Below are 25669 nucleotides of genomic sequence, written 5' to 3' on the forward strand. Positions count from 1 at the left end.
GTATCAGTTAATTAGTGGCTGAATTTATTAATAGCGGATGCTTCGTTTTCAGCGTGGAGCTATTTTATGCAAAAAAATGGCTGGTTGTATATGCTATAGAGCAATTACGAAGCGTGTAAAGAGCGGAGTAATGATGTCCACGGGTGTAACCGATGTCCATGGGTTACACCCCTCCGGGGTTCGGTAATAGCCTTGCTCTCCACTAACTCGTATTCCTTCGCTGTTCTTGCTGTTCCTGATTTGTAATCAGTAACCTACCTGTTGTGGATTTTCAATTCATGAAATTATAAATCCGAAAGCTGCGAAATGGGCACTGCTACCCTTCTTTCAAACGATCACCCCAACTCTGAAGGAGTTCAATATACATAACCTCGTATGCGAGGTGCTTGACCAGCCAGGTAGGCACAGCCTACCAACTTACACGTCCGTAGCAAATGCTACGGACAACGCGTCCGCTGACTCTATCGGATTTCTAAAATAAATCTGGAATGGATAGGCCCTTGGAAATTGTCAGAGGGTAGGAACACGTTTTGAAACTTATCACTTCACTTTTTCAAACGAACACTCAACCCCGAAGGGGTTCAACAGCAATAGCCCCGGAAATGCGGGGGTGCTTGCACCCGCCCCCCTATGCCATGCACCGTAACCCGGAAATCCTCCTCCAGACAAGCCCTCTAAACAAACAACCCGAGGCCTGAAGCCTCCGGGTTGTTGTAGGTCGACTAAATCTCGCACTACTGCACCGGATCGAAAGATCCGCCCCAGGTGTTATTCTGGATGAGTCTCGGGTTATTATCGATCGCCGATTGTGGAATGGCAAAGAAGTAATATTCCGGCTTCCAGTTGATCGTATACCGCGTATCCATATCCTTGAACGAGATCGTAAAGTACTTTTGATACGCCTCGTCCAGATTGATGTTGTTACGATTATTCGCAAAATCAGCGGGTACACCGGTCGTTTTCAGGTTGATGATTACTCCGGTTCGGCGTTTACCGTTCAGCGTTTTTTCGATCAGTTTCCAGCGTCGCAGATCCCAGAAACGTTTTCCTTCGAAGGCAAACTCAATCTGGCGTTCGTGCAGAATGGCCTCAAAGAGTTCCGACCGGGTCATGTTTTCCTTTAATCCGTACAAACCATTGGTACCCGCTTCGATCCCGGCCCGTTTCCGAATGGCTTTCAATTGCGTGTAGGCGTCGTCGAGTCGGTCTGCCCCTACCGCACTTTCCGCCAGATTCAACAGCACTTCGGCAAAGCGAATTTCCATCCAGTCCGTACCCGCGAACTGGACTTCACCAATCGCGAGGCTGGGGTTAATGGCCTTCCGCGTATAAAAACCCGTGTTACTGGCCCGTTGCTCGACGGTTTTTCCACCGGCAAAATACGTCCAGAGGCGGTAGTTCGTATTCCCATTCAAGGGCCAAGTGGCACCGTTGTAGGCAATGGTTTTTCCAAAACGAGGATCCCGGTTTTTGTAGAACAGCGTGTCCGAATACGCGTACTTCGACGATTCGCCGGGTTTCTTACCATCCAGCATGGGGAAAGCTTTGACCAGTTCCCAGGAAGGCTGGTTCGAGCCACCGCCCGTGCCCGTATAAGAGGGCCGGGTCGAGTTATCGTACCCGTTATTTTTGTTCAACTGACCGCCCGAGTTCGTATTAAAACCCGTAATGAAAACGGCTTCCGGGTTATTTACTTCCTGGAACCACATCTGATCAAATGAGTCGTTCAGTTTGTAGCCACTGGCCGTCAGAATCGCGTTGGCTTGTACGCTGGCATCGTACGCCGCCTGCCACTTGCTCTTGACGTCGCCGGGATTGAACTGCGGACTAGCCGCGTACAACAGCACCCGGGCCTTGAGGGCCGCGGCGGCTCCTTTTGTAATCCGGCCCCAATCGGAGGTAGTCCAGGTATTGGGCAGGTACCGCATCGCCGAATCCAGGTCGGCTGTAATCTGCGTATAGGTCTCCGTTGTCGTGTTGCGGGGTACAAAGGTTCCTTCCTTCGCTTCCACGCCTACCGCATACTGCGGCGTTAGGATCAGCGGTACGCCCCCGTAGATCCGTACCAGATCGAAATACCGCCAGGCCCGGAAGAAAAAGGCCTGAGCTTTCATCCGATTTTTGGTGGAGGGTTGCAGGGCCCCTTTGCTGACCTCTTCCAGGAACATATTCAACTGCCGGATTTTGGCGTAGTTGTTGGTATTGCTCAGGGCCGTTCCAAAATCAGCTACGTCATTCGGTTGAATGGTTCCTTCGAAGTATTTGCTTTCTCCGTAAGACTCGTCCGATAAGTTACTGGACGTCCCCCAGGTCCCGCCCCAACTGGGCAGGTTCTGATCATAGAGGTAGTTCAGACTCAGGTTCGTTAGTGTAGAATCGTTGTAAATCAGTTCCGGCGGCGTGGAACCCAGGTCGGTTTTATCCAGAGCTTTCTCGCAGCTGGTCATCAGCCCAAGCAGACTGCCCGCCACCATCAGTTTATGTATACCTTTCATTGCGTTCGTCAATTAAAAACCCACATTCAGACCCAGCGAAAACGACCGGATGGTCGGATAGGAATCGTAAGCTCCCTGATACGTTTTATACGTGTAAGGATTGTAAAAATTAATCGGGTTGATCGCTACCAAAAACACGCTCATGCTACTGATTCCCATATTTTTAGCTACAGGAGCGGGTAATGCGTAGTTGATATTCAGGTTTCGCATCGCGAAGCTGAAGGAATTTCTAAACCAGAACGACGAAGCCACACTGTACGAATCTTCGTAGAACGGGTCGGGATACGCGGCGTTCGGGTTTTCCGGTGTCCAGTGATCCGTCCAGAAGGAAGGGCGGTTTACCGTGGGGCGGGCCCGGGAACGAGCGGAGCCTTCTACCATAGCCTGTCCACCAAAACTACCACCCATCACTGCGGCCAGCGTAAAGGACTTGTACGTCGTGCTTACGTTGAAACCAAAATTGTAATGGTTGTCTTCTTTGGGCGTCAGGAAGTCCATATCCACGTCTTTCGTGATTTTTCCATCGGGTGCCGTAAACTGACCCGAAGCATCTTTGGGACCGCGAATGTCTTTGTAGTACAGCATCCCGGGTTTGGGCACGACGCCGAAGATGGTATAACCGGGATTGGCTTCCAAGTACCGATCCACTTCGTCCTGCGAACGGAACATGCCTTCGTACACGTAGCCCTGTAAGCCCATATCGGTTGAGCGGCCTGTAGGGTCTTCGTAGGTACCTAGCTTGCCGCGTTCAACGTCTACCCGAATGCGTTTGTTGTCACTCCAGGCCAGGAAGGTGTTGATTTTATACGACCAGTCCTTGTTGATTTTGTCCGAATAACCCAGGGAAAGTTCGAAGCCAAAGCCATTGACAATCGAGAAGTTTTCGGAAGGCAGCGTCGCCCCTACCGTCAGCGGTACGGAAGAAGACAGGGCCGTCAGCATATTGTAGCGGTGATCGTAAAAGCCATCCAGCGAAAACGACAGACGATTTCTGAAAAACTGAGCATCGATCCCGGCGTTGTATTTCATATTGTCATCCCAGCGAATACCCCGGTTAGCCATGATGTTGTTGGGTACGACGCCCAGGGGACGATCGCTATTTCCACCGAATACGGCTCCTTTCCCTACCTGAATCGAGTAGCTGTTCAACCAGTTATAGGGCTTGGTAGCATCCCCACCGGATAAACCTACGGATCCACGGATTTTCAGGAATTCGACAAAGGATACGCCATTTTTAAAGAAGGGTTCTTCGGACAGCACCCAGCCCAGGGACAGGGAGGGGAAGAAACCCCAGCGATATTCGGGGGCAAAGTTGGTCGAACCATCGTACCGAAGGGCGACTTCGGCCAGGTACTTATCGTCGTAATTGTAATTGATCCGTCCGGCGTACGACAGCGTCCCAGCCTCCGTTTCGGTTTCCTCGGCGGTTTGGGCACCGGTGGCGTAACGCATGTTGTCTAAGCCGCCAATGATGGGGTTTTCCCGCAAACCGGCCAGCATATCCGTCCGGCGTTCCGACTGCTCGAAAAACGCAATCCCGGATACATGATGTTTCCCAAACTGACGGTCATAATTCAGGTAGCCATTGAACTGATAGCTATCGACGTAACCCGGATTCAGACGAATCTGGTCGCCATTTCTCAACTGAATCGGATTTCCTACGATATCCCCGCCTACGATGTGCCGATGTTCGCCCAGCATACTGAAGTTATAGACGTTGTAGCGGGTACCGTACTGCTTACCGAAGGAGTTGTCCATGGTCTTGCTATACAACACCCGGGCCTTTAATCCTTTGATAAACGGGATATCGTACTCCAGGTTAGCCATCACATTCAGCCCCGTATTCCGGGTCGCCGTGTAGTTATTGGATCGCTGAATTTCGAAAAAGTGGAAGGATTCCAGGTTGTTCTGGTTCCCGCCGGGTTGCAATACGGGCAGACCGTTAACGTACGGAGGATTGAACTGTGACGTGTACAATAGCCCCCGCATATCATTTTCGGCATTTTCTCCCCCCTGCTTCAGGTAGTACATCCGACGCTGCGACAAGTCTCCACTCAGGATAAATCCGGCTCTCAGGTTTTTGGTTACCTTGATGTCCGTACTGGCCCGGAACGTCCATTTGTTCGCATTGATATTGTCGAAGTTGGCATTCTGGTAGTTGTACGATACCCCGGCGTAATACGTAGCCCGCTCCGATCCTCCGCTGACGTTTACCGCATGGCGGGTTAGTGTCGCAGGTTTCCAGGCCATATCCAGCCAGTTGTAATTGTTGTTGCGGAAATGGTCCAGCTCGTCCTGCGTATAGTAAAGCGGATCATTGGCTGGTTTACCCTGCGTCCGGTAGTAATCGTTCAAATACGTGGCCTGCTCGTACCCGTTCATCATCGAGGGCAGACGAATGGCATCCGTAATCCCAATAGAACCGCTGTAATTTACTTTCGGTGCTCCGGCTTTTCCGCGTTTAGTAGCGACCACGACCACCCCCTGATTGGAACGGGCTCCGTAAATGGCAGCGGCGGCGTCCTTCAGTACCGATATGGCTTCGACTTCCGAAGCATCCAGTACGTTGAAATCATCTTCCGTACGAACGACGTTGTCAATGACGTAAAGCGGTCGTACCGTTCCCCCATCTTTAGCCAGTACAATCGGGTTCCGAACGGTTATCCCGCCATTATCGCCGGGCCGTCCGGTTCCCCCCGAGACGTTTACGCCGGGCAACTGGCCCTGCAAAGCCGCTGACAAGCTACCCACCGGCAGTTGCTGAATGGCTTTCATGTCTACCGGAGCGACAGCCCCCGTCAGACTTACCTTCTTCTGCGTACCGTACCCTACCACCACAACCTCATCGAGAGCGGCATCGTTATCTTCCATTTGCACCAGAAAGTTCGTCCGTTTGGCTACGGCTACTTCCTGGGTTTTATAGCCCACGCTACTGAAAATCAGGGTCTCCTCACCCGTAGGCAGGTTCAGTCGGAACACCCCTTTTGCATCGGTAACGGTACCGGAGCTGGTTCCCTTAATGGCCACACTCACGCCTACCAGAGGCATACCTTTCGCGTCCTGAACGGTACCCGTCGTATTAATAAATGCCGAGCTTTGCTAGCCGTAGGATGTTTGAGTTTAGGTTCCGCATAGGCATAGTCTACGCATCCCACAAAACCGGGCAATAATGTACAAATGACCCTTACAATTTTTTTCATAAGATGTTTGAAGCGTAAAGAAGTAGCATCGTATTATGGCAGGAAGTGTTACTTAATTAAGTTTATTTTTCTCACGGGCAATACGCTCTTCCCAGGCCTTACTCGCCTGTTTCATATCGATACCGGAGGCCGACAGATAGTTATTAATTTTACCCTTGTACTTCCCAAACCACGCGTGTTTTTTATTGGATGATTCGGCATCCATGGCCCGTTCACGAGCTTCGGTTAAGTAAGCAAGAATTTGCTTTTTCTGCCCTTCCGTTAAATCAGGTAACATCTCCTGATACCCCTTATATGTGATCGGCAAAACTCCGTACGTCATACCATCCTTAACAGCCTCTATTTGTTGCTCCGAAAGCACTTTTTTTAACTTGGACAAGTACGCGGAATGGGCCTTTTCTAAGGCTGCCATTCGTTGATCCTCTACCTGCCTTATTTTCGTTTCCTGAATTTCTTTAGAAAGATCCGTTGCTGCTTTAATTTGCTTAATCTGTGCATTGTATAGATCATGCATCGTATTCAACTGCCGATACTGATCTACAATAATATCCCGAACTTTTACTGAATCAGGCGTGTGTAAAGGAGTAACAATTTTCTCAGCCCGTTTCGTAATGGTCTGCGTATAAGCCTCAGCTTCCTGTTGGGTATTCTGGGCTTTTGCTCCCAGACTAATACCTACGACCATCGTAATCGTTACAAGGATTTTATTCATTGGAATAAATAGAAAGTATGGTAGTTCCTGTGCGAAATTTTGCGTTTATGCCAGCTTTTAAATAAAGTCCTTTATTTTCCCGAAGACCCTTACGCGATTCTGCAGATGATGAAGACTGAAAGCGTCCAATCCATGGCAAACTATAGCTAGCTGAAACTTCTCAAAGGGTGAAAGTTTATGGATAGTACACGTAAAATATATTTGAATAGTACAAATTTTGCACTTTTCAATCATAAATCAGTCCTCATTATTATCAACTTATTATAGGAAATTATCATAGAATTCATTTGAATTATTATATTTGTATTTCCTTACGTTCTTCCGCTCAGTTTCAGATCGAGAACAACAAATCTTTTAATAAAAAAATTTATAATCATCTGTCATACAGATCATTATAAATACATCGATAAAACAGACATTGCTGCACGAGTTTAGCGATGTTTGCTCGTTTTGTTCAGGTTGAAGAGAAACGGTAAGGGTAAGATTTAACAGAATCCCGGAGCAAGCACTTTCTGAGTTTCGCTCCGATGCATTCACACCTCTAAGAAAACGATCAACGCCTTGCGTACATGAAGCCTCTATTTCACAAAGTCCCCGTTAAACTGGAGAGTTCTTTCAGCATTCGTCACGACATTAAGCCTAATTTCGGTACCATCTGGCATTACCACCCGGAAATCGAACTTCATTACGTCATTCAGGGCGAAGGCGTCCGATTCATCGGTGATAACATCAGCAACTTTTCGAAAGGCGAAATTGTACTGTTAGGTGAAAATTTACCGCATACCTGGCGTTGTAAAGAAGAATACTATCAGCCCGATTCAGACCTGAACGTGGAAGCGATTGTGATTCACTTTCTGCCCGATTGCCTGGGCGATTATTTATTGAAATTACCAGAAGCGTATTTGATTCCTAAACTGTACGAAAAAGCAAAACGCGGCATGGTGATGACCGGATCAGTAAAAGAAAAACTGATCGAATTAATGTACGCCGCTACTACCGCAACGGATCTGGATAAAATTATTCTTCTGTTAAAGATTCTGAAAACGTTAGCAGAGACGGACGAATATACCCCTATCGTAAGCAGTCAAAGTGCGTTTTATCAGTCGAATGATATGGATACGCAACGCTTGAATAAAGTTTGTGCGTATACACTGACGAATTACAAAAAAGACATTACGCTGGAAGAAATTTCATCCATCAGTAACTTGAGTGTCACTTCCTTTTGTCGGTACTTTAAACTATTAACCAATAAGACCTACTATGACTTTTTAATCGAAATACGAATTAGTCATGCCTGCCGGGCTTTGGTCGAGAATAAAGTACCGACGGAAGTCATTTGTTTTGACTGCGGATTCAATAACGTTTCCAACTTTTACCGGCACTTCAAAAAAGTAACGGGCGTTACGCCGTTAGAGTATAAACGCAAGTATTTGCACCGCGTCAACTAAGCATTTTTTTTAGTAGACGGCTTTCAGATCCAGTTCTTCCTTCAACTGACTATACTTTGAATACAGACTTTCGACTTCTTTGTAAATCTGAGGCGTTAGTACACCTACGTTTCGCCGCGTAAACGTGGAGATATCAAACCCGCGTTTTTGCAGAAAATACTTGGAAACGATGGGGTATACGTTGTGCATCACATCCATGTTATCAATCAGAAACTGCTGGACTTTCTGTACTTCATCTTCGGAAGAATTGTAATTTTCGCAAAGCCAGACGATCAGTTCCGGCGAAAAGTTTCCCTGAATACAGGACAGTCCGGCGGAACCGGCCCGGAGCGAATCCACCGCATGAACCATGTAGGCGTCGTATAAACCAAACTGGGGGTTGTCGGTAACGCTCAGTTTCTCCCTGATCTGATTGAGATCCAGGCAGGTATCCTTGTGGTATATAATCCGTCCCGTGGCAACGAAACTCCTGAGTTGTTCCGGGGAAATCAGACGTTTATACGGTACCGGACATTCGTAAAAACCCAGTGGAATGTGATCCGTCAGATTCAGTAATTCAGCTACGCGGTCGTTGAACACCTCATCCGAATCCTGTTCATCGGCCAGTAAACCCGAAATCAGAATCACGGCATCGGTACCCAGGTCGTGTACCCGTCTCACAAACTCGGCCTGCTGCGGAATGGGTCCGCCAAAGGTACCCGTGGCTACCACCGGAACGGATCCCTGGGTTACTTCCAGCACGTGAGCGATGACCGCCAGCCGTTCTTCGTCGTTCAGCTCGAACATTTCACTGGACAGGCAGTTGGCGAACAAGCCGGAGGCTCCGGCTTCCAGGTAGAAATTCGTCAGTTTGGTCAGGGCCGGAAAGTCGATCGAACCGTCGTTTTTAAAGGGCGTAAGCATCACGGGGATGAATCCCTTCGTAGTAGTTTTCATGTTTTGGAGAAATGTTTAAATCTTTAGAGCAACAGGCACAGAGCCGCCAGCAAGGAGACGACTACGGGTTTTTTAGAAATTTTCGTGGGTATAAATCGGGTCAATAGCAGTCCGGTCAGGAAAATTGCCAGCGTACCAATCACGATGATCATATTCTGATGCAGGGGACTGCGAAGAAATTCGTATTCTTCGGGGAAATGCGGCGAAAAGGTCATCCAGATAATAACGAGTATACCGATCAGCGTAGCCGTAATGGCCTCATGGTTACGGGTTTGCCGACTGATAATTCCCAGCAGAAACAGCCCCAGCATACCTGCCGCGAAAATGCCCGAGAGCGTCCACCAGATGTCGAGAATACTCTTTACACCAATCATGGCAATCCCTGCTCCCAGCCCCAGCATACCCGCCACTACCGTTGCCAGATGGAGCAACCGCAGGCTTTGTTTGCTGCTGACATTCGGGTTGATATACCGTTTGTAAATGTCCTCGGAAAATACCGTTGCCGACGCATTCATTCCCGAACTGATGGTACTCATCGCGGCAGAAAGGATCGCCGAAACGATCAGTCCGACCAGTCCCGTTGGAATTTTAGTTACCATGAAATGAGGCATTACTTTGTCGCCGTAGTCCGAAGGTTTCAGGTTAGCCAGAGCCTGTGACACGCTCGTACCGCCCGTTGCCTGCTCCTGAGCTACCTGCATTTTGACGGCTAGTAACAATTCCGGATGAGCTTCGTAGTACGCAAACAGACAGGAACCAATTACAAAAAACAGCAGCGAAGCCGGAATATACAGCACCACGCAAAGCCACAGAGAGCGGGAAGCTTCCCGGGATGATGAAGTCGTATGGTATCGCTGGATGTAATTCTGGTCCATCCCGAAGTTGTTCAGGTTGATGAAAAATCCGTACAGCAAAACGACCCAGAAAGAAGACTGCGTGAAATCAAGCGAGAAAGTCCCCAGACTGAATTTATCGTACGACTTTCCGATTTCAACGATTTTAGGCACGCCACCGGGCATTTCCCGGATAATGAGGTACAGAATAATCAGGGCACCGAGGGTCTTGATGACGGCCTGTACTACTTCCGTCCAGATGACCGCTTCGATACCTCCCATCACCGTATAAATGATGATACTGATCCCCATGACGATCATGATCATTTCCATGGAATACCCCGTCAAGGCCTGTAAACTCAGGGCAATGCCGAAAAATATGGATCCCATTCGGGCCAGTTGCGTCAGCAGAAAACAGACCACGGCATAGGTACGGGCCCAACTGCCGAACCGATGTTCGAGGTGGGTATAGGCCGAGATTTCGCCCGTTCGACGGTAAAAAGGAACGAAGTAACGAGAAGCCGTATACGCCGCCAGTGGCATGGATAGACTAAAGACGAAAGCATTCCAGTTGCCGCCAAACGCTTTGCCGGGTACGCCCAGAAAGGTATTGCTACTTAGAAACGTTGCGTAGATGGACATCCCAATGGCCCAGCCCGGAATCATACCGGAGGCTTTGGTGAACTGTTCCGCGTTTTTGTTTTTCCGTGAAAAATAGAATCCTACCGCAATCATGGCTCCCAGATAGAGAGCGATAACCGTAAGATCAATCAAAGGCAAATTTTTCATAACAATCGGTAGAGGTCTGTACCTGATAAAGTCTGCTTTTCTGCCGCCCGTACCGTACGCAGCTTCCCAATTTTTGCCTTTTCCCCGGCAAATCACCTTCGAATAGAGACGAAAAGGCTATATTCTTCGGAGTACTCCCGGTTTTGCCCTATTCTTTCTCACAAAGTTACCATAGCACTTTCCGGATTATTTATATGATTCTTACATCAAATTATAGCATCTTATCCTTACTGAACATCCAGTGTATCCAGGTATAAACGGTCCGCATCCAGCGTTTTCAGACGCAGCGTGTAGGTACCCGCATTGATCATCGTACCCGTATTCGTAGTGGCGTAGGTCCATTTGCCGGGTTTGGAAGGCTCCAGCTCCAGCGTTTCGGCGGGCTTCACCACCGTACCGTCTTTGAGGATCAACTCAACACTCACTTTTAATGCTTTCTGAGCTGGATTATGGTACTTGAGCGTGAGGGAATACGTATCGGCCACCCCCACGGCAAGGATCCATTCCAACGTATCACCGCTGGCTTTTTTAAAGACCATCCGCTCTTTGTCGAGGAAGACCTCCTTACCCACGCCCTGACCTATGGGTTGGGCCTGCGTGGCTTTGTAACTCGTGGCTGCTTTCAGATCGTAGGCGGGTTCAAGGGTGTACACAGGTAGTGCGGCCAGCCAGGAGCCCGCCGCCGCCATCAGCTTTTCATTCGCCTGCATTCGTTTGCGAACGAGCGAATACTGCCGGGGTTCATCGGTCGTCAGGAACGTGTCCGTGGCTTCAAAACCGGAAGGTGGTAATGCCGACGCGGGTACAGCCAGAAACACATCTGCCGCTTCCGTGACCTGTACCGTTGCGGCTTCGTTCCGCTTCCGTTTTAGCCAGGTGGCTCCGTACAGATGAGAGGGTAGCGAAACGGCCCGTGTGGTTTCGTCAGCGAACAACCCATCCCCCGTATCCAGCCAGGATTCAACGCTTCCCTGTGTACTTTTCAGGATGGAACTCGATTGCTGGGTAATTACAGATTTGGTATCCAGAGCCGCAATGGCAATAGCCGAGATGACCGCCTGAGCGGATGGTACGTGGGGAAAAGAAACCTTCAATTGCCCGCCCCGCACCCGTACGCGTAGCGTTTTTTTCAGCAGAGCATCATGGCCCACTTCCTTCCAGATGTCCAGATTTTTAAGGCGTACCTCGTCGTTGATGGCGACGTCAAACAATCGCCAGCCTGTGGCATCGAGTCCGCCGCCGGTGCCGTACCAGGGTTCGATAAAGTACAGTTCCACCTGATAGTCGCCGTCGGGTACGTTGAAATGATAGGCCAGTTGGTCACGTCCGTAGCGAAAGGTCTGGAAAAGTTTAGGGTCGGACGTACCGCGAATGGGATCAAACGTTCGCCGCTGACTGGCAAAGAAGGCGGGCATGCCCGGATAGTGTTCAGTCCAGGAAGTAGACCCCCAGGCGTTTGTCTCCGTTTTTCGCTGATCGGCGTACCAGACCTTTTTCTGGACATCGGTGTACGTCGGTCCGCCGCAGTTGACCCGGTACAGGTAGCGTAGTCCAGATGTGGAGGCGGCCGTTACTTTCCCGGTTACTTCCGAAAGATGCGGAGCTTCGGGCAAATGATTCAGGACTACCACGTCCGTAGCCACCGCTTTGCCCTTGACGTATCCTACGGCGTAGAGGGTATTCGTTTGAATGTCGGCTCCGTCCCACTGAAAATGCGTCCCTACCCCCTGCCGCGTTTTCCGGCCCAGCGAACGGTGGTTCACATCATTGAAGAGTTCCACCGCATCGCAATTGGAGTAAACGATGAGGCTATCTTTCCTGCCCGGCGTCGTCCAGCGGTTCGGCCAGGTATGCGACACGATGTAGACCATCGGCTCGGTTTCTTTGGGAGCGTAGTTGGACCGGAACAGGTAAAAGGCATCCGTCGGTTCTTCCCAGGCCGTGAACAGCCCTTTGTAATTCACGGGGCCGATTCGGTCCAGTTCCCGCAGCCCTTCGCCACCCTGTACGCGACCGGGATTATCGTGCGAATTGAGCAACCAGAAAAAATGCCCGGCCGTGCGATCCCGTACCGATTCCGCCAGCCGGATTTTGGTTTCCATCAGGTCCGTCATGCGGTTTTCGCTGAATACGCCACGGCCTTCCGTATGCTGGTCGATGGTTCGCCAGGCTCCGTATTCACCCACCAGAATCTGCCGTTTCAGGTCTTCGCCGTACTGTTGCGGATCGCCGCCGTAGGTACCCGTCCAGTTCTGCGGCACGTCCCAGTCGGTACCTTTCCCACCGTTACAGGTCGTGATTTTTCGCTGGGAAGAAGCCGTCGGATCGAGTTGCCGGATCAGCTCGCTACATTCCCGGGCGAAATCCTCGGGAAGCGTACTTTCATTTTCGAGTCCCCAGAGAATGATCGATGGACTGTTCCGCCGCTCTTTCACCCAGTCGATCAGCAACCGTTTGAAATTTTGGCGAAAGGCGGGCGTATCGTACCAGATGTGTGCGGCCATTTGCGGCCACCAGAGAATACCGGCTTCGTCCCAGTACAGATGATAGCGAAGGTTATGGGGTTGATGAGCATCGCGAAAGGCATTGAACCCAACGGCTTTGACCTGACGTACCCGGGTATGAATCTGCTCTTCACTAAACGCGTGACTGTTTCCCAGCAAATGTTCATATTCGGCTACGCCATTGATGAAGACCGGCTGGCCGTTGATACGTAAGCGGGTTTTCGCGTTGGGACTCAAATCCCAGCTCACCCGCCGGATGCCGTAGGGCGTGGTTAGTTGATCCATTCGCTGACCCTGTTCCAGCACCTGCGTCACGAGCCGATAGAGGTACGGCTGCTCGGGTGACCAGAGCTGCGGACGCGACACGGAAAGATCTGGTGACGCAAGCGTTACCGTTTCTCCGGCTTTTAAATTCAGTTTTTGCTCAACTTTGGTTACGGTTTTTCCCGAACGATCCAGCAGTTGCTGCACGACCGTCAGGGTACGGGGCCGGGTACCGTAGTTTTTGATTTCACTCGTAACGTGCAGTTTCGCCGCCGTGGCCGAAACGCTCGTATCATTCCAGACGTGTACCCCAAAGGGTTCAATTCGTACGTCACGGGTTACGATGAGCTGCACCGGACGAAAGATGCCCATTGGCTGGGAGCCTTCCGAGAAACCCCGCTCGCTGGAACTCCCGCCGCTCACCCAGGGTAAGTCCTGAATCTGATCGGGATGGTCCGCTCGTACGGCCAGCAGATTGGTTTGATTGTTGAGACGAATAACGTCCGTAATATCCAAAGTGAACGAAGTCCGTCCCCCCGCATGGTAGCCTATCTTTTTTCCGTTGAGCCAGAGGGTGGCGTACGAACCTACGCCTTCAAAAAAAAGGAAGAATCGTTTTCCCGCCGCGGTTTCCTGTACCGTAAATGTCTTTCTATACCAGGCCACGCCGTAGCGATTGCCGTTGACTTTCCGTCGATAGCCACCGTACTGATCCCAGTTATGGGGCACCTGCACGGTTTTCCAGGACTGAGGCTTGAATTCACTTCGGTAAAAATCAGGGTGTGCCGTGGTGTCGTCCGTGGCGGTAGACTGCCAGTTCGCCTGCAGGGAAATTTCTTTTCGCGACTGCCCCCAGGCCGTGAAGGTCAGGAACAAACTCAACAGGATCAGTTTTGAATGCATCGATTCCAAATAGAAAGTACGTCCGGTCCACGCGGACCGGACGTGTAGGTATAAACGACTGGCTGAAACGCTTTACTTCTGCTTTTCCAGCTTGTCGTTGAAGGTGTAGGATTGGCCCTTTTCCGTCGTGAACTTCACTTCTTTCGAGCCATACCGCAGAACGCAGGGCTCTCCGGCCAGCGAACGGACCGTTACCGTCGTCAGCTTACCCTGTTTCCAGGAAAAATCCAGCTCAAAACCACCCCTGGCCCGGATTCCCCGCAGGTTTCCCTCGGCCAGTACTGCGGGCAAAGCGGGCAACAGATCAATACCAGAACTATGGCTTTGCAGCAGCATTTCAGCCATTCCCGCCGAGCCACCAAAGTTTCCATCGATCTGAAACGGCGGGTGAGCATCGAAGAGATTAACGTACGAACCACCGGCTCCCGACACCGGACGCAGCAGCATTTTGACGAGTTGCAGAGCGTGTTCGCCCTCGCGGAAACGAGCCCAGAAATTGATTTTCCAGGCCAGACTCCAGCCTGTTCCTTCGTCGCCCCGGTACAGCAGCGACTGCCGGGCGGCCTTCATTACGTCGGGCGTTTTCTCCCAGGTAATGTCATCGCCCGGATGTACGCCCCAGAGGTGCGACACGTGACGGTGGTGATTGGTCGTATCGTCCTGGTCTTCCAGCCACTCCTGCAATTGTCCGTACCGCCCGATCTGATTGGGGGCCAGTTGCTGGAGTTGGGTTTGCAGGGTTTTGCGGAAGGTTTCGTCCGTACGCAGGCGTTCGCTGGCCTGAATGCAGTTTCGAAACAGGGTGCGAATGATCTGATGATCCATCGTGGGTCCGGCGACTAACCCACCATTCTCGGGCGAGTTGGAGGGCGTACTGATCAGCCAGCCCGTTTTAGGATCTTTTACCAGGAAATCCGTAAAAAACAGAGCGGCCTGTTTCATCAGCGGATACGCCCGCTTTTTCAGGAAATCCAGATCCTGGGTATACTGAAAATGTTCCCATACGTGCTGACTCAGCCAGCCCGCTCCCGTTACCCAGATGCCGTGGTTGGCGGCATTGATGGGAGCCGTTCCCCGCCACAAGTCCGTATTGTGGTGCAAAACCCAGCCCCGAGCATTGTAATGGAGCTTCGCCGTTTGCGTACCCGTCTGAGCGAGTTCATCCATCATCCGAAACAGCGGCTCGTGCTGGGCCGACAGGTTGAGTACCTCGGCGAGCCAGTAGTTCATTTCGAGGTTGATGTTGGTCGTGTACTTGCTGCCCCAGGGGGGAGCCAGCAGGTCGTTCCAGAGGCCCTGCAAATTGGCGGGTTGTCCGCCCGGTCGGGAGCTGGAAATCAGCAGATACCGTCCATATTGCATGTACAAAGCCATAAACGAAGGATCGGGTGCGGCCGAAAAGCGAGCCAATCGCTGATCGGTCGGCAGTTTCTGGTCGGTGTTAGGCCCTAGTTCCACCGAAAACTTCTGGTAATACGGCTGGTATTCCCGCAGGTGTTCCTGCCGAACCTGAGCGTAGGTTTGTCCGGTCACCCGCTGTATGGTTTTCTCACAGGCGGCCACCGGATTCCCCGAAACATTCTGGTAATCAACGAAATTCGTAGCCGCCGTCACATACAGCGTCACTTCGTCGGCTCCCTCGATCACCACTTGATTCGACTCGATGCGACGGGTGCCTTTCTTCGTTTCCACCCGCAGGTAACTTTCCCCGCGAAGGGCTCCGTTTCGTACCTGTACGGCCAGAGCCAGTGTTTGTTCATCGATTTTCCGTACGCTATGTCTGGCATGTGGACTGCTCAGGGCGGCCGTCAAACTGATGCGTCCCGGCTGACTGGCCGTCAGGTGAATCGCCAGTACGCCTTTCGGCTGACTCGTCAGGTATTCGCGGGTATACGTCACGTCGCCTACCTTGAACTGCGTCCGGGCTGCTGCCTCATTCAGGTTCAGTTCGCGACGATAATCCGTTGAGTTCGTTAGGTTTTTGAAGCTCAGGTTGAGATTTCCAAACGGCTGATAATCGGCCTGATATCGGGGTACGGCGGGCGGTTCGCTGTTCTGGATAAAATACTTCCAGTTACCATTCAGGGATAGCTTCTCAGAGCTATTGGCCGGGTACAGAGCCAAATGGCGAGTCGTATCCTTGTACCCCGCAATCCCGCCTTTGTCAAAATAATTGATGACCTGAATAGCAAGCACATTCTTGCCGGGTTTCAGTACGTCGGCGGGAATCTGATACTTGCGGGGTTCGGTGCTGTTCGTCGTTCCTATGAGTTTGCCATTGACGTAGGTAAAATCATGATCGCGAACGCGGTTCAGGTCAAGCGTGAGGGCTTTACCATTCCAGTTTTCGGGTAAAGTAAACGTGGTTCGAAACCAGACGGCTCCGTCCAGCCCTTCGAAGCCTACCGTTTCCCAACCCTCGTAGGCGGGTACGGGCATGGTTTTCCAGTCCGAATCGTCATAGGCCGCTTCTGCCGGATTTCCTGGTACGCCCTTGCCCATCTTCACCGACGCCAGCCATTCTTCCTTGCGACCTTCGTTACTTTTCAGGCCCATGAAATGGGCTTCGGCTAATTGCTCGGCTTCTTTCTGCTTGCCTTCGGCCAGTAATTTGCGGATTTCGGGCAAATACGCCGCCGCTCCGGGCCGAGCGTGGGCACGCGGCTCACCCGTCCATAGCGTGGACTCATTGAACTGAATCCGGTCATTCTCGACTCCTCCGAAGACCATGGCTCCCAGCCGACCATTACCCAGCGGCAAGGCGTCCGTCCACTTGACGGCGGGCTTGGTGTACCACAACTGATACGACTGAGCCTGAGCCGTGTATCCCAGCAACAACAGTAAGAAAATGCGTAATTTCATGCGTATGCCCCAACCATTTAGTTCCGTACCACGTCTTCCTTCACTTCATTCGACTTCCAGACGGGCGTTTTTACGCCTTTAAACTGGTTGCTTTCCAGCGTGATATTCCGGCTATCGGCTCCCTTGATTTTCAGGTATACCTCGGTACCCGCCGCTGGAAAGGCATTCGTAATGAAGGCATCGCGGACGTTGGTCAGGTCCAGCACGGGCGTATCGGCGTGTGGCGTATAGGTCTTCACCGCGTTGACTTCCAGCGTCTGTACATTTTCAGCCTCAATGGCGGGACCGGTTTGAGTACTGACCTTGACGTTATGAAAGGATACGTCTTTGGCTGCTTTGATCAGAAATCCGGTTTTGGCCCGAATCTGAAGGTCCGTGAAGCTGACGTTTTCAATGGGCATTTCCTGCAATCCGTTCAGATAACCCGCCCGGTTCACCTCGGCGGTGATGTTACTGAAGTGAATATTCCGGAAGGCGGGCGTCCGTTCGGAAACGGGTTCGGGGTTGGTTTTGGCGTACTGCATATCGAGTACAATGGCCTGATCCCGAATGTTTTTCATGATGATATTGTCCACGCGAATGTCTTCCACCACGCCACCCCGACCGCGAGCGGTTTTAATCCGGATGCCGCGATCCGTACCGTCGAATACGCAGTTGGAGATCGCGATTTTCTTCACGCCACCCGACATTTCGCTGCCGATCACCACACCGCCGTGTCCCGACAGCATGGTACAGTTGGTGATGGTATGGTTTTCGGCCGGAACGTTCATCTTGCGACCCGCCCGATCTTTACCCGATTTAATGGTGATGCAATCGTCGCCCACGCTAATGTGGCAATTGGAAATGTGCACGTAGCGGCAGGATTCGGGGTTGATGCCGTCGGTATTGGGGGAAGGCGGATTGTTAATCGTAACGCCCGTGACGGTTACGTTTTCGCAGAATTCCGGGTTGACCGTCCAGAATGGCGAGTTCCGAATGGTGATCCCTTCGATTAGCACGTTTTTGCAGTGCATGAACTGTATAAAGGGAGGCCGCAGAAAACCCCGCTCCACCCAGCCCGGCAGATCGGGCCGCAGAATGTCTTTATTGAGGCGGTGAAACTCGTCCTGCCACTTCGAACCCGGCGAATTCTTGACGTGTATTTCCGAATACGCCCACCACTTTTTGCCGTGCCCGTCAATCAGTCCACGACCTGTAATGGCAATATTTTCGGCCCGGTTGGCGTAAAAAAGCGGCGAAAAATTCGTTACGTCCGTTCCTTCCCAACGCGATTCGACCATGGGCAAATAGGCGTCGAAATTATCCGTAAAGTGGATTTCAGCACCCGCATCGATATGAATCGTGATGTTACTTTTCAGGTGAATGGGTCCCGTTTTGTACTTGCCCGGTGGGAAGTATACGGTGCCGCCTCCCCCCTTCACGGCGGCGGCAATGGCTTTCTGAATGGCCTGCGTTGCCAGGGCACTGCTGTCTTTTTTAGCTCCGTAGGCCGTGACGTTGAAGTACTGCTGGGCCTGCGTCGTTCCGGCGATCAGTATGCAGGTCAATAAGGTGAAAAGTGTTCGCATGATTGCTTTGTATTAGCATTAAAGCCGGGTCTGAATGGCTTTCAACTGTTTTCCGTGGTAGACTTCCTTACCATCGGCCCATACCCGGAAACCTTTGCCTTTGCCGTATTTTTTTCCGGTTTTATCCCAGAGAATCGTCAGCGTTTTTCCGTGGTAGGGCACCCGGTCCAGGCAGAACCAGTCCCATCGTTTTTCTTCGAGGAGTGGTTTGATTTCCAGCGTATCGTCCGAACGGGGTTTCAGTCCGATCAAATCGTTGATGATCAAATCCGCGAACCCGGAGTGGTTGTAGAATTTACTGCGGGGATCGTCGCCCTTCAGCCATTCGCCGTTCTTTTCATCCTGATATTCACCGAGGTATAGCTTGCCGTTCATGACGTGCGAATCCGCGTATCGGCGTAATTCATCGAAGAACTGGGCCCGGCTGACGGTTTTATTATGCTGGTAATCCGTCAGAAAATGCGACAGGGCTTTCAGGGTTTGCGTCGTGGCGAAGGGCCAGAGCGGCCCGTCCCACTCGCAACCGTGTCCCGAACCGTGCGTCCGGAAACCGGGATGGCGGCGTTCGGCGGTGGTCAGGCCCCAGGGAGCCTGAAACCCAGTCGTATCACCGAGTTGTTTCCAGGCAGCGGCGTACTTGGGACTATCGTCGGGCAGGTTAAAGTACCAGGGAATGAATCCGATGGCTTCGCGAGCGTTGGCAAAGGTTCCGTTTTCCAGTTTCACCTCGAAAAACTGATCGCCCTCATTCCACAAGGTCTGCTGCGTCAGTTGCTTCAGTTGCAGGGCTTTTTGCAGATAGGTTTCCCGCAGCGTATCGTTTTTCAGCAGTTGCCCCAGAGCGGCCAGGGCTTTGGCGTTGCCGTACATGTAACTGTTGATGGTGGGCCGTACGTTTTTCACTTTCCGACCGCCACTAATGGATTCCTCCATGGCATCTTTTACATCGTGCTGCCAGAAGAGCTGATTGGGCAATTGCCGCTCCGACTCCCAGCGGCGGTAGTCGGCGGCCAGAGCGGGGGTAATTTTCCGAACAAAAGACTCATCTCTATTCACCAGATACCGCTGGTATACGGCGTCGGCGAGCCAGCTGCTGAAGGAATGGAACCGCTGTACGGTATGCCTGGGATCGACGTACAGCCAGAAGGAAATGTACTCATCGATGTACTGCGGATTGCGGAGCCAGCGGCCTTCGTACACGTGATGACCCAGAGCACTGCTAATGGCATTGTGCTTCCCGGCGTGTTTCACCGGTGTAATGAATTCGGTAAAAATAAAGCCGTCGGGCGTTTGCTTGAGGTGTTTCCGGAAGGCCCACCAGCGATAGTAATACAGCTGCGTAAGTACGGAATCGGGACTATCGAAGTACGGAATGTTTTGGGAAAGCCAGGCCTGCGACTGGGCGTTGGGGACGTAGTTTTTCACGGCCTCTTCGTCAGCCGCGTTAAAGGCCGTTACGTATTTCTGAAGGGACTGATCCGTTAATACGTGTTGAGCGAAGGTGCTTAGACTCATACAAGCGAGCATTCCGCTGAGAAGGTACTGACGCATAGAGAGGCTTTTTTTGCTGGGATGTGCCAGAGGACGTAGCCCTGGTTACTTTTGTTGATTCCTTCGAATCTCGATTCCAGGGGTTGCACCCCTGGCTAATCGGGTTGAACTCCTTCGGAGTTGGTAGCTGCTCGATTAAGCATTTCCCGATTTCAGGGGTCGTACCCCTGACTAGTTGGGTTAATCGGTTTATTCGAATAACCAGTCGATGTTTTTTTGATTACCGGCCAATCCGCCGTCGAATACCGGAATTTCCTGAGCCCCTTCCACAAAACCCAGCAGTACGCACTGCCCCCGACCCAGGTGTAAGGTATGATTACCGGGAGCAAACGTGAACGCATGCACGTGTACGGGCGGGAAGCCTTCGATCTGGATAGCGTTGGAAATCTTGATTTCCGCCTGCCCGTAATCGTTGGCACTGGCGTCGGTTTCCAGCTCGGGTGCCCGCAGGTACGCCGCATTCTTTTCGTTGTAAAAACCCACCAGCAGTTTCACGGGCTTATCGGTATGGAACGTCAGCGTAGTACGCTCCGACCGCTGCTGTTTCTTACTCATTTTCAAGCCTTTCAGATCTTTCAGTTCGGGCGTCAGGGCGACGATTTTTGCCAGCGTATCGGCGTAAATGCTTTCGCCCGCTTGTACCGGGAAGTAGCTGGCGTTCGTCAGTTGGACCGTTGCGGGTTTAAAAGCCATTCGCTGCTGAGTGGCGGCCCCCGTATGGGCTTTGAGCGAGTCAATTTTCCGTTCGAAGGTCCGGAGTTCCTTTTCAAAAACGGGCAGCATTTCGTACCAGTTTTTGTACGTCGCATTGACGCCCCGCATCGGAATTTTTCGCTGTGCCGTTTGCATACTGTTAGCGTAGAGATAGGTGTCTTTCGTCAGCTTGGTTAGCTCCGCGTAGTGAGCCACGCTCGATTTTAGCAGCGGTAAGGCTTTTTCCAGATCCTCGACTTTGCCGGAATACTTGTAGCGTAGCACCGCCACAGCCGCCCGGGCTTTATCGGCGTAAAACTGAGCATGGCGTTCTGAGCGTAGACATCGTTTCGTAACCGCTTGAATTCTTCCCGATCTTTGGTGACGGCGGGCGTTGCTTCGTCAATGGCCCGCACGGCCTTCCTGCCGTGTTCAACCACTTCTTCCGCTACCCGAATCGGTGTTTCTCCGATGTGCTTCTCCTGCTTCGCTTCTCTTTCCGCGTACTCAATGATCATCTCGCCCTCGGGAGCTTCCGATTCGTACAACAGCGTGAAGAGGCCGTACCGCCAGGGGTTGATGAGCTGCGTCATCAGCATGCCCAGCGTGAGCGTCTGGCGGTTGCCGTCGGTAATACCGTACCGCCGTAATAATTTCGGTGAAATCTCGCCCGTTTGTTCATAGGCTTCCAGTACAGCCTTGCCTTTTTCCAGCGGCAATCCGTATTTCTGAGCCAGCTCATGGCCCCAATACGTAACCTCTCCCGCCCGATCGCGATTGGCTTTCCAGGCGTAACGAGCCAGGTCTGGTACCAGATCCAGTCGCGATCGACCTGTAGCAAACGTTTGGGTGCGGCATCAGCGGCGTAGGGCCAGTCCCAGTACGAAGCCTGCGGGTACAGGTGCAAGCCATTGGCTCCGTAAACGTTGTGCATGGCCTGTACGGACTTTTGCACAAAGTCCGCCGAACCGTAGCGGAAAGGCTCCAGATTGGCCAGAATGTGGACGTTTTCGATGTGTACCGTGCCGATATTGCTCAACGTGCGATGCAGCTCGGCCCACTTTCCCCGGGGGGTATACGTCGTCAGGGCCTCGCCGTTAAATTTTGCCATCGTGTACAGATTCTTGTACAAAGGCAACGCTGATTTCATGACGCGGGGGGCATCCGTATCGTGAGCCCGCAGTACAATGGGCGGTTCGGTTTTCTGCCCAATCGTTTTTAAACCGTCCTGTACACCGGGAATGATGGTCTTCGTAAACCAGTCCACATCGTCCTGCCCAACGCCTTCCATGGCTTCGCCCAGCGTGATGAGCAAACCAACGTTGGGATACTTGGCCACGAAAGCGGCGATGGATTTCCGCGTGTAATCGGACATGAGCGGCGTGATGGGCCGCTCCCGATCCTGCGTTTTCAGGTTATGTTTTTCGGCGAAGGGTTTCGACAACAGAATGTTATAAAACATCTGAATCACCCAGATGCCGCGTTTGTCGGCTTCCTTCGTCAGGAAACGGAACATTTCTTCATTTTTTTTAAACGTCGCATCGTCCACTTCCACCGCGTACGGGTATTCCTTGAGTTTAACCAAAGAAGCAAAAGGGTGGCCGTTCCAGAGATACAGGGAATTATAGCGGTTTTCCACCATCATGTCCAAGTACTGAATCCATAGCTCTTTGTCGTAAAACCAAGGGAACGTTTCGGGCGTGTACGGATACTCATACACCGTACGTCCCGGCAAATAGTACGGTTTCTGGATGCCAATGCAGGTACCCCGCAACACCATTTCGGGCTGGTCGGTCAGATGCAGGGTTTCGGGTAGTTTGGGTTGCAGACGGGAAGCCAGCTCCAGACATCCGTACAGGGCTCCGGAAGCGTCGCTGCCTTTGATGAACCAGGGCTGCCCTTTTTCTTTGTGTACGATGAACCCTTCCTTGCCGCTTTTTTCGGTAACGGACTGAACCAGAGCGTCACCGACAATTCCGATACGAATTTGTGAAGGGTCGGCTTTTAACTGATCCTTGCGGACCAGGGTGACCTGATAGCCCGCCGATCGTAATTTCTGCTGTAGTTTTTCGGCTCCAAAGCTGACCCGTTCCGGGCTTTTCGACGGCAATATCAGAGTCAGTTGTTGCTGAGCCTGCCCCTGGATGTGGAAAGCAAAAAGCAGGGAAAGGAATAGAAAGAATCGATGCATAGTAAATGTTCAGAGCGAATGAATTACAAAACTACCAGCGTAAGCCAGCCTGATTATCTAACATTTTCTCTTTTAATTGTACCATCTTAGCCAGAGCCTTGCGGACATTTTGAGCGTAATGGTCGGCGTGTGTTTCTTTGGTCTTTTCTAAAGTATGGTCAGGCTTCCTCACTTGCTACTACCATTATTTCGGGGCTACTGGCTTTATTTTTCCAGAGATTCCGCTGGCTATTCAATTCATTGCATGATGGGTATATTCAGACTTTCGTTAGTTGCTGCACTTCTGTGGTCTTTGTCCGGAGTTCGTGCTCAAACGCCTTCGCTAACATCGTACAATGTAGTCTGGGATACGCCCAGTCGAAACGCTGCGGAGTCCATGCCCTGCGGCGGTGGTGACGTAGGTTTGAACGTCTGGGTAGAACAGGGCGAGCTGCTTTTGTACGTAGCTCGCAGCGGCACCTTCGATCACAACAATACGCTACTAAAACTAGGACGCGTTCGGGTGCGACTTTCCCCCAATCCTTTCGAATCTGGAACCCGTTTTCGCCAGGAACTTCGGCTGCAGGAAGGGCACGTACGCATCACGGGTAGCAAGGGTACACACACGGCTCAGATCGATGTTTGGGTGGACGTTTTTCGACCCGTCGTTCACGTAGATATAAGCAGTAATCGGGCCGTTCAAACCCAGGCAACGTACGAAAGCTGGCGGTACGCCGACCGTCCCGTGAAAGGCAAAGCCAACCATGCGAACTCGTATAAATTTGCTCCGCAGGGTGAAATCGTCACACGAAAAGACGACGTACAGGCTCAGGAAAATGAAATTCTCTTTTACCATGCCAACGGTTCCGGCCCTTCGGTATTCGACGTAACGGTACGCCAACAGCAACTCGATTCGGTCAAGAATCAACTGTACAATCCGCTAAAAAACCTGACGTTTGGGGGCGTCCTTTCAGGACCAGGGCTGAAAGCGGCGGGTACGGTTGAGGGGAAATACCAGGATACGGGTTTTCGGGGGTACCAGCTCGTTAGCCTACGCCCCCAGCGGCAACAGTCGCTCACGCTGCATTTACATACGGCTCAACATGAGTCGTTTCACGAATGGCAGAAAGGAGTAACGGCCCTTTGGAACGAATCCGCCCAAACGGCCCGTTCAGCCCGAAAAGCGACGCTGGACTGGTGGAAATCCTTCTGGGAACGCAGCTTCATTACCATCGGAGCGGCGAATACGCCCGAATGGAAGGTAGGCCGCAATTATCAGTTGTTCCGCTACATGTTGGGCTGCAACGCCAGCGGACACTGGCCGACCAAATTCAATGGTGGCCTCTTTACCTACGATCCCGCTCTGACGGATTCTTCGATGAAATTTACGCCCGATTTCCGGAACTGGGGGGGTGGTACGCATACGGCCCAGAACCAGCGGCTGGTGTACTGGCCAATGCTGAAAAGCGGCGACTGGGCCTTGATGAAACCGCAGTTTGCTTTTTATCAGCGTACGTTGGCCAACGCCGAATTACGGACGCGGGTGTACTGGAAACACGCCGGGGCGAGCTTTACCGAACAACTCGAAAACTTTGGCTTACCCAACCCGGCGGAGTATAGCTGGAAGCGTCCGGCAGACTATGATCCGGGCATGGAATACAATGCCTGGCTGGAGTACGAATGGGATACGGTACTGGAATTTTGCCTGATGATGCTGGAAACCGAGCGGTACGCCGGGGACGCCATTCATGCCTACGTACCGTTCATTGAAAGCTGCCTGACGTTCTTCCATGAGCATTACCAGTATCTGGCGAAAAAACGCGGCAGTAAGACGTTTGATGGAGCTGGAAAGCTGATTTTGTATCCCGGTTCGGCGGCAGAAACGTACAAGATGACGTATAATGCCACCTCCACGATTTCAGCTCTGAAAACGGTACTAACCCGACTGCTCGAATTGCCCGATTCGTACCTGAATCCGGAAAAACGACAACACTGGCAATTGATGCTGAGTCGAATTCCTAGTATCAGTTTTCGTAGTTTCGAAGGTCATCCGACACTGGCTCCCGCCCAGCTTTGGGAACGTATCAACAATACCGAAACGCCGCAGTTGTATCCGGTATTTCCCTGGGGCACGCACGGCATGGGCCGGGCCAATCTGGATACGGCGATCAATACCTATCGTTACGATCCCGACGCCCTGCGGTTTCGGAGTCACGTGGGCTGGAAGCAGGATAACATCTTCGCCGCCCGACTCGGCCTTCGAGATGAAGCCGCTCGCCTCACCTTACTGAAGCTCCAGGATTCAGGCCGCCGCTTTCCCGCCTTCTGGGGTCCCGGCTACGACTGGACACCCGACCACAACTGGGGCGGCTCGGGGATGATTGGATTACAAGAAATGCTCCTACAGGCCGATGGCCGGAAGCTGTACCTTTTTCCCGCCTGGCCCCAAAACTGGGACGTACATTTCAAACTCCACGCTCCTTACCAAACGACGGTGGAAGGGATACTAAAAAATGGAAAGCTGGAACAACTGAAGGTATGGCCCGAGGAACGGCGGAAGGATGTGGTGGTGTTATTGCCGGAGTAGGTTGGTTTCTAAGTTTCCCGCATTACAACATAGCCCGGCAGTTAGAAACTGCCGGATCGTAGGTACAGGTTTGGAAACCTGCACCAGTTACCTCTTCTATTATACGCCCCAACCCCGAAGGGGGTTTAACAACAATAGCCCCGTATGCAATGCG

The 25669-nt window shown here is 51.9% G+C and carries 14 protein-coding genes; 2 read left to right on the forward strand and 12 right to left on the reverse strand.

The genetic code is table 11. The features are described from left to right. Window positions 1–734: 734 nt before the first annotated feature. From BWI93_RS03440 to BWI93_RS03450, 3 genes are all read right to left on the reverse strand, one after another. Window positions 735–2495 carry a RagB/SusD family nutrient uptake outer membrane protein gene (locus BWI93_RS03440; RefSeq protein WP_094808767.1) on the reverse strand — a complete coding sequence of 587 codons (1761 nt, stop codon included), beginning with the start codon at window positions 2493–2495 and terminating at the stop codon, window positions 735–737. A gap of 12 nt (window positions 2496–2507) precedes the next feature. Next, complete coding sequence (locus BWI93_RS03445; protein ID WP_255157699.1) at window positions 2508–5579, reverse strand: TonB-dependent receptor; 3072 nt, start codon at window positions 5577–5579, stop codon at window positions 2508–2510. Between the two features lie 168 nt (window positions 5580–5747). Then, the gene (locus BWI93_RS03450) at window positions 5748–6407 is read right to left on the reverse strand and encodes a DUF3826 domain-containing protein (protein WP_094808769.1); all 660 of its coding nucleotides are present in this window, start codon (window positions 6405–6407) and stop codon (window positions 5748–5750) included. A gap of 569 nt (window positions 6408–6976) precedes the next feature. On the opposite strand from BWI93_RS03450, the gene BWI93_RS03455 reads away from it, so the two are divergent. Beyond that, the gene (locus tag BWI93_RS03455) at window positions 6977–7855 is read left to right on the forward strand and encodes an AraC family transcriptional regulator (protein ID WP_094808770.1); all 879 of its coding nucleotides are present in this window, start codon (window positions 6977–6979) and stop codon (window positions 7853–7855) included. A gap of 9 nt (window positions 7856–7864) precedes the next feature. Here the strand turns inward: BWI93_RS03455 and BWI93_RS03460 are convergent, their stop codons facing one another. The 9 genes from BWI93_RS03460 to BWI93_RS28095 all read right to left on the reverse strand — a co-directional run bounded on the left by BWI93_RS03460 (window position 7865) and on the right by BWI93_RS28095 (window position 22949). Beyond that, window positions 7865–8791, reverse strand: a complete 927-nt coding sequence (locus BWI93_RS03460) for a dihydrodipicolinate synthase family protein (RefSeq protein ID WP_094808771.1) — start codon at window positions 8789–8791, stop codon at window positions 7865–7867. A gap of 23 nt (window positions 8792–8814) precedes the next feature. After that, window positions 8815–10413, reverse strand: a complete 1599-nt coding sequence (locus BWI93_RS03465) for a sodium:solute symporter (RefSeq protein WP_094808772.1) — start codon at window positions 10411–10413, stop codon at window positions 8815–8817. 227 nt (window positions 10414–10640) lie between these two features. After that, window positions 10641–14084 (reverse strand): malectin domain-containing carbohydrate-binding protein, encoded by a 3444-nt coding sequence (locus tag BWI93_RS03470; RefSeq protein ID WP_094808773.1) that lies wholly within the window; start codon window positions 14082–14084, stop codon window positions 10641–10643. Between the two features lie 72 nt (window positions 14085–14156). Beyond that, on the reverse strand, window positions 14157–16946 hold the full coding sequence (locus BWI93_RS03475) for a glycoside hydrolase N-terminal domain-containing protein (protein ID WP_094808774.1): 2790 nt from the start codon (window positions 16944–16946) through the stop codon (window positions 14157–14159). A gap of 17 nt (window positions 16947–16963) precedes the next feature. After that, the gene (locus BWI93_RS03480; RefSeq protein ID WP_094808775.1) at window positions 16964–18514 is read right to left on the reverse strand and encodes a glycoside hydrolase family 28 protein; all 1551 of its coding nucleotides are present in this window, start codon (window positions 18512–18514) and stop codon (window positions 16964–16966) included. Window positions 18515–18532: 18 nt separating this feature from the next. Next, a complete protein-coding gene (locus BWI93_RS03485) occupies window positions 18533–20065 on the reverse strand; it encodes a glycosyl hydrolase family 65 protein (protein ID WP_141217339.1) in 1533 nt (510 codons plus the stop codon). Window positions 20066–20254: 189 nt separating this feature from the next. Continuing rightward, on the reverse strand, window positions 20255–21049 hold the full coding sequence (locus BWI93_RS28085) for a hypothetical protein (RefSeq protein WP_217902219.1): 795 nt from the start codon (window positions 21047–21049) through the stop codon (window positions 20255–20257). Further along, a complete protein-coding gene (locus BWI93_RS28090) occupies window positions 20983–21351 on the reverse strand; it encodes a hypothetical protein (protein ID WP_217902220.1) in 369 nt (122 codons plus the stop codon). The genes BWI93_RS28085 and BWI93_RS28090 overlap by 67 nt, the downstream gene beginning before the upstream one ends. Next, window positions 21351–22949 (reverse strand): hypothetical protein, encoded by a 1599-nt coding sequence (locus BWI93_RS28095; protein WP_217902221.1) that lies wholly within the window; start codon window positions 22947–22949, stop codon window positions 21351–21353. The genes BWI93_RS28090 and BWI93_RS28095 overlap by 1 nt, the downstream gene beginning before the upstream one ends. 292 nt (window positions 22950–23241) lie before the next feature. On the opposite strand from BWI93_RS28095, the gene BWI93_RS03495 reads away from it, so the two are divergent. Then, window positions 23242–25515, forward strand: a complete 2274-nt coding sequence (locus BWI93_RS03495) for a DUF5703 domain-containing protein (RefSeq protein WP_255157694.1) — start codon at window positions 23242–23244, stop codon at window positions 25513–25515. The last annotated feature ends 154 nt before the right edge of the window (window positions 25516–25669 follow it).

The organism is Siphonobacter sp. BAB-5385 (genome assembly GCF_002261125.1).
In the GTDB taxonomy this organism is placed as follows: domain Bacteria; phylum Bacteroidota; class Bacteroidia; order Cytophagales; family Spirosomataceae; genus Siphonobacter.

What these genes read in the sequence shown, in the direction of transcription:
- BWI93_RS03440 (WP_094808767.1), bottom strand. Translation starts at nt 2,495, where the DNA reads ATGAAAGGTATACATAAACTGATGGTGGCGGGCAGTCTGCTTGGGCTG.
- BWI93_RS03450 (WP_094808769.1), bottom strand. Translation starts at nt 6,407, where the DNA reads ATGAATAAAATCCTTGTAACGATTACGATGGTCGTAGGTATTAGTCTG.
- BWI93_RS03455 (WP_094808770.1), top strand. Translation starts at nt 6,977, where the DNA reads ATGAAGCCTCTATTTCACAAAGTCCCCGTTAAACTGGAGAGTTCTTTC.
- BWI93_RS03460 (WP_094808771.1), bottom strand. Translation starts at nt 8,791, where the DNA reads ATGAAAACTACTACGAAGGGATTCATCCCCGTGATGCTTACGCCCTTT.
- BWI93_RS03465 (WP_094808772.1), bottom strand. Translation starts at nt 10,413, where the DNA reads ATGAAAAATTTGCCTTTGATTGATCTTACGGTTATCGCTCTCTATCTG.
- BWI93_RS03470 (WP_094808773.1), bottom strand. Translation starts at nt 14,084, where the DNA reads ATGCATTCAAAACTGATCCTGTTGAGTTTGTTCCTGACCTTCACGGCC.
- BWI93_RS03475 (WP_094808774.1), bottom strand. Translation starts at nt 16,946, where the DNA reads ATGAAATTACGCATTTTCTTACTGTTGTTGCTGGGATACACGGCTCAG.
- BWI93_RS03480 (WP_094808775.1), bottom strand. Translation starts at nt 18,514, where the DNA reads ATGCGAACACTTTTCACCTTATTGACCTGCATACTGATCGCCGGAACG.
- BWI93_RS03485 (WP_141217339.1), bottom strand. Translation starts at nt 20,065, where the DNA reads ATGCGTCAGTACCTTCTCAGCGGAATGCTCGCTTGTATGAGTCTAAGC.
- BWI93_RS28090 (WP_217902220.1), bottom strand. Translation starts at nt 21,351, where the DNA reads ATGACGCAGCTCATCAACCCCTGGCGGTACGGCCTCTTCACGCTGTTG.
- BWI93_RS28095 (WP_217902221.1), bottom strand. Translation starts at nt 22,949, where the DNA reads ATGCATCGATTCTTTCTATTCCTTTCCCTGCTTTTTGCTTTCCACATC.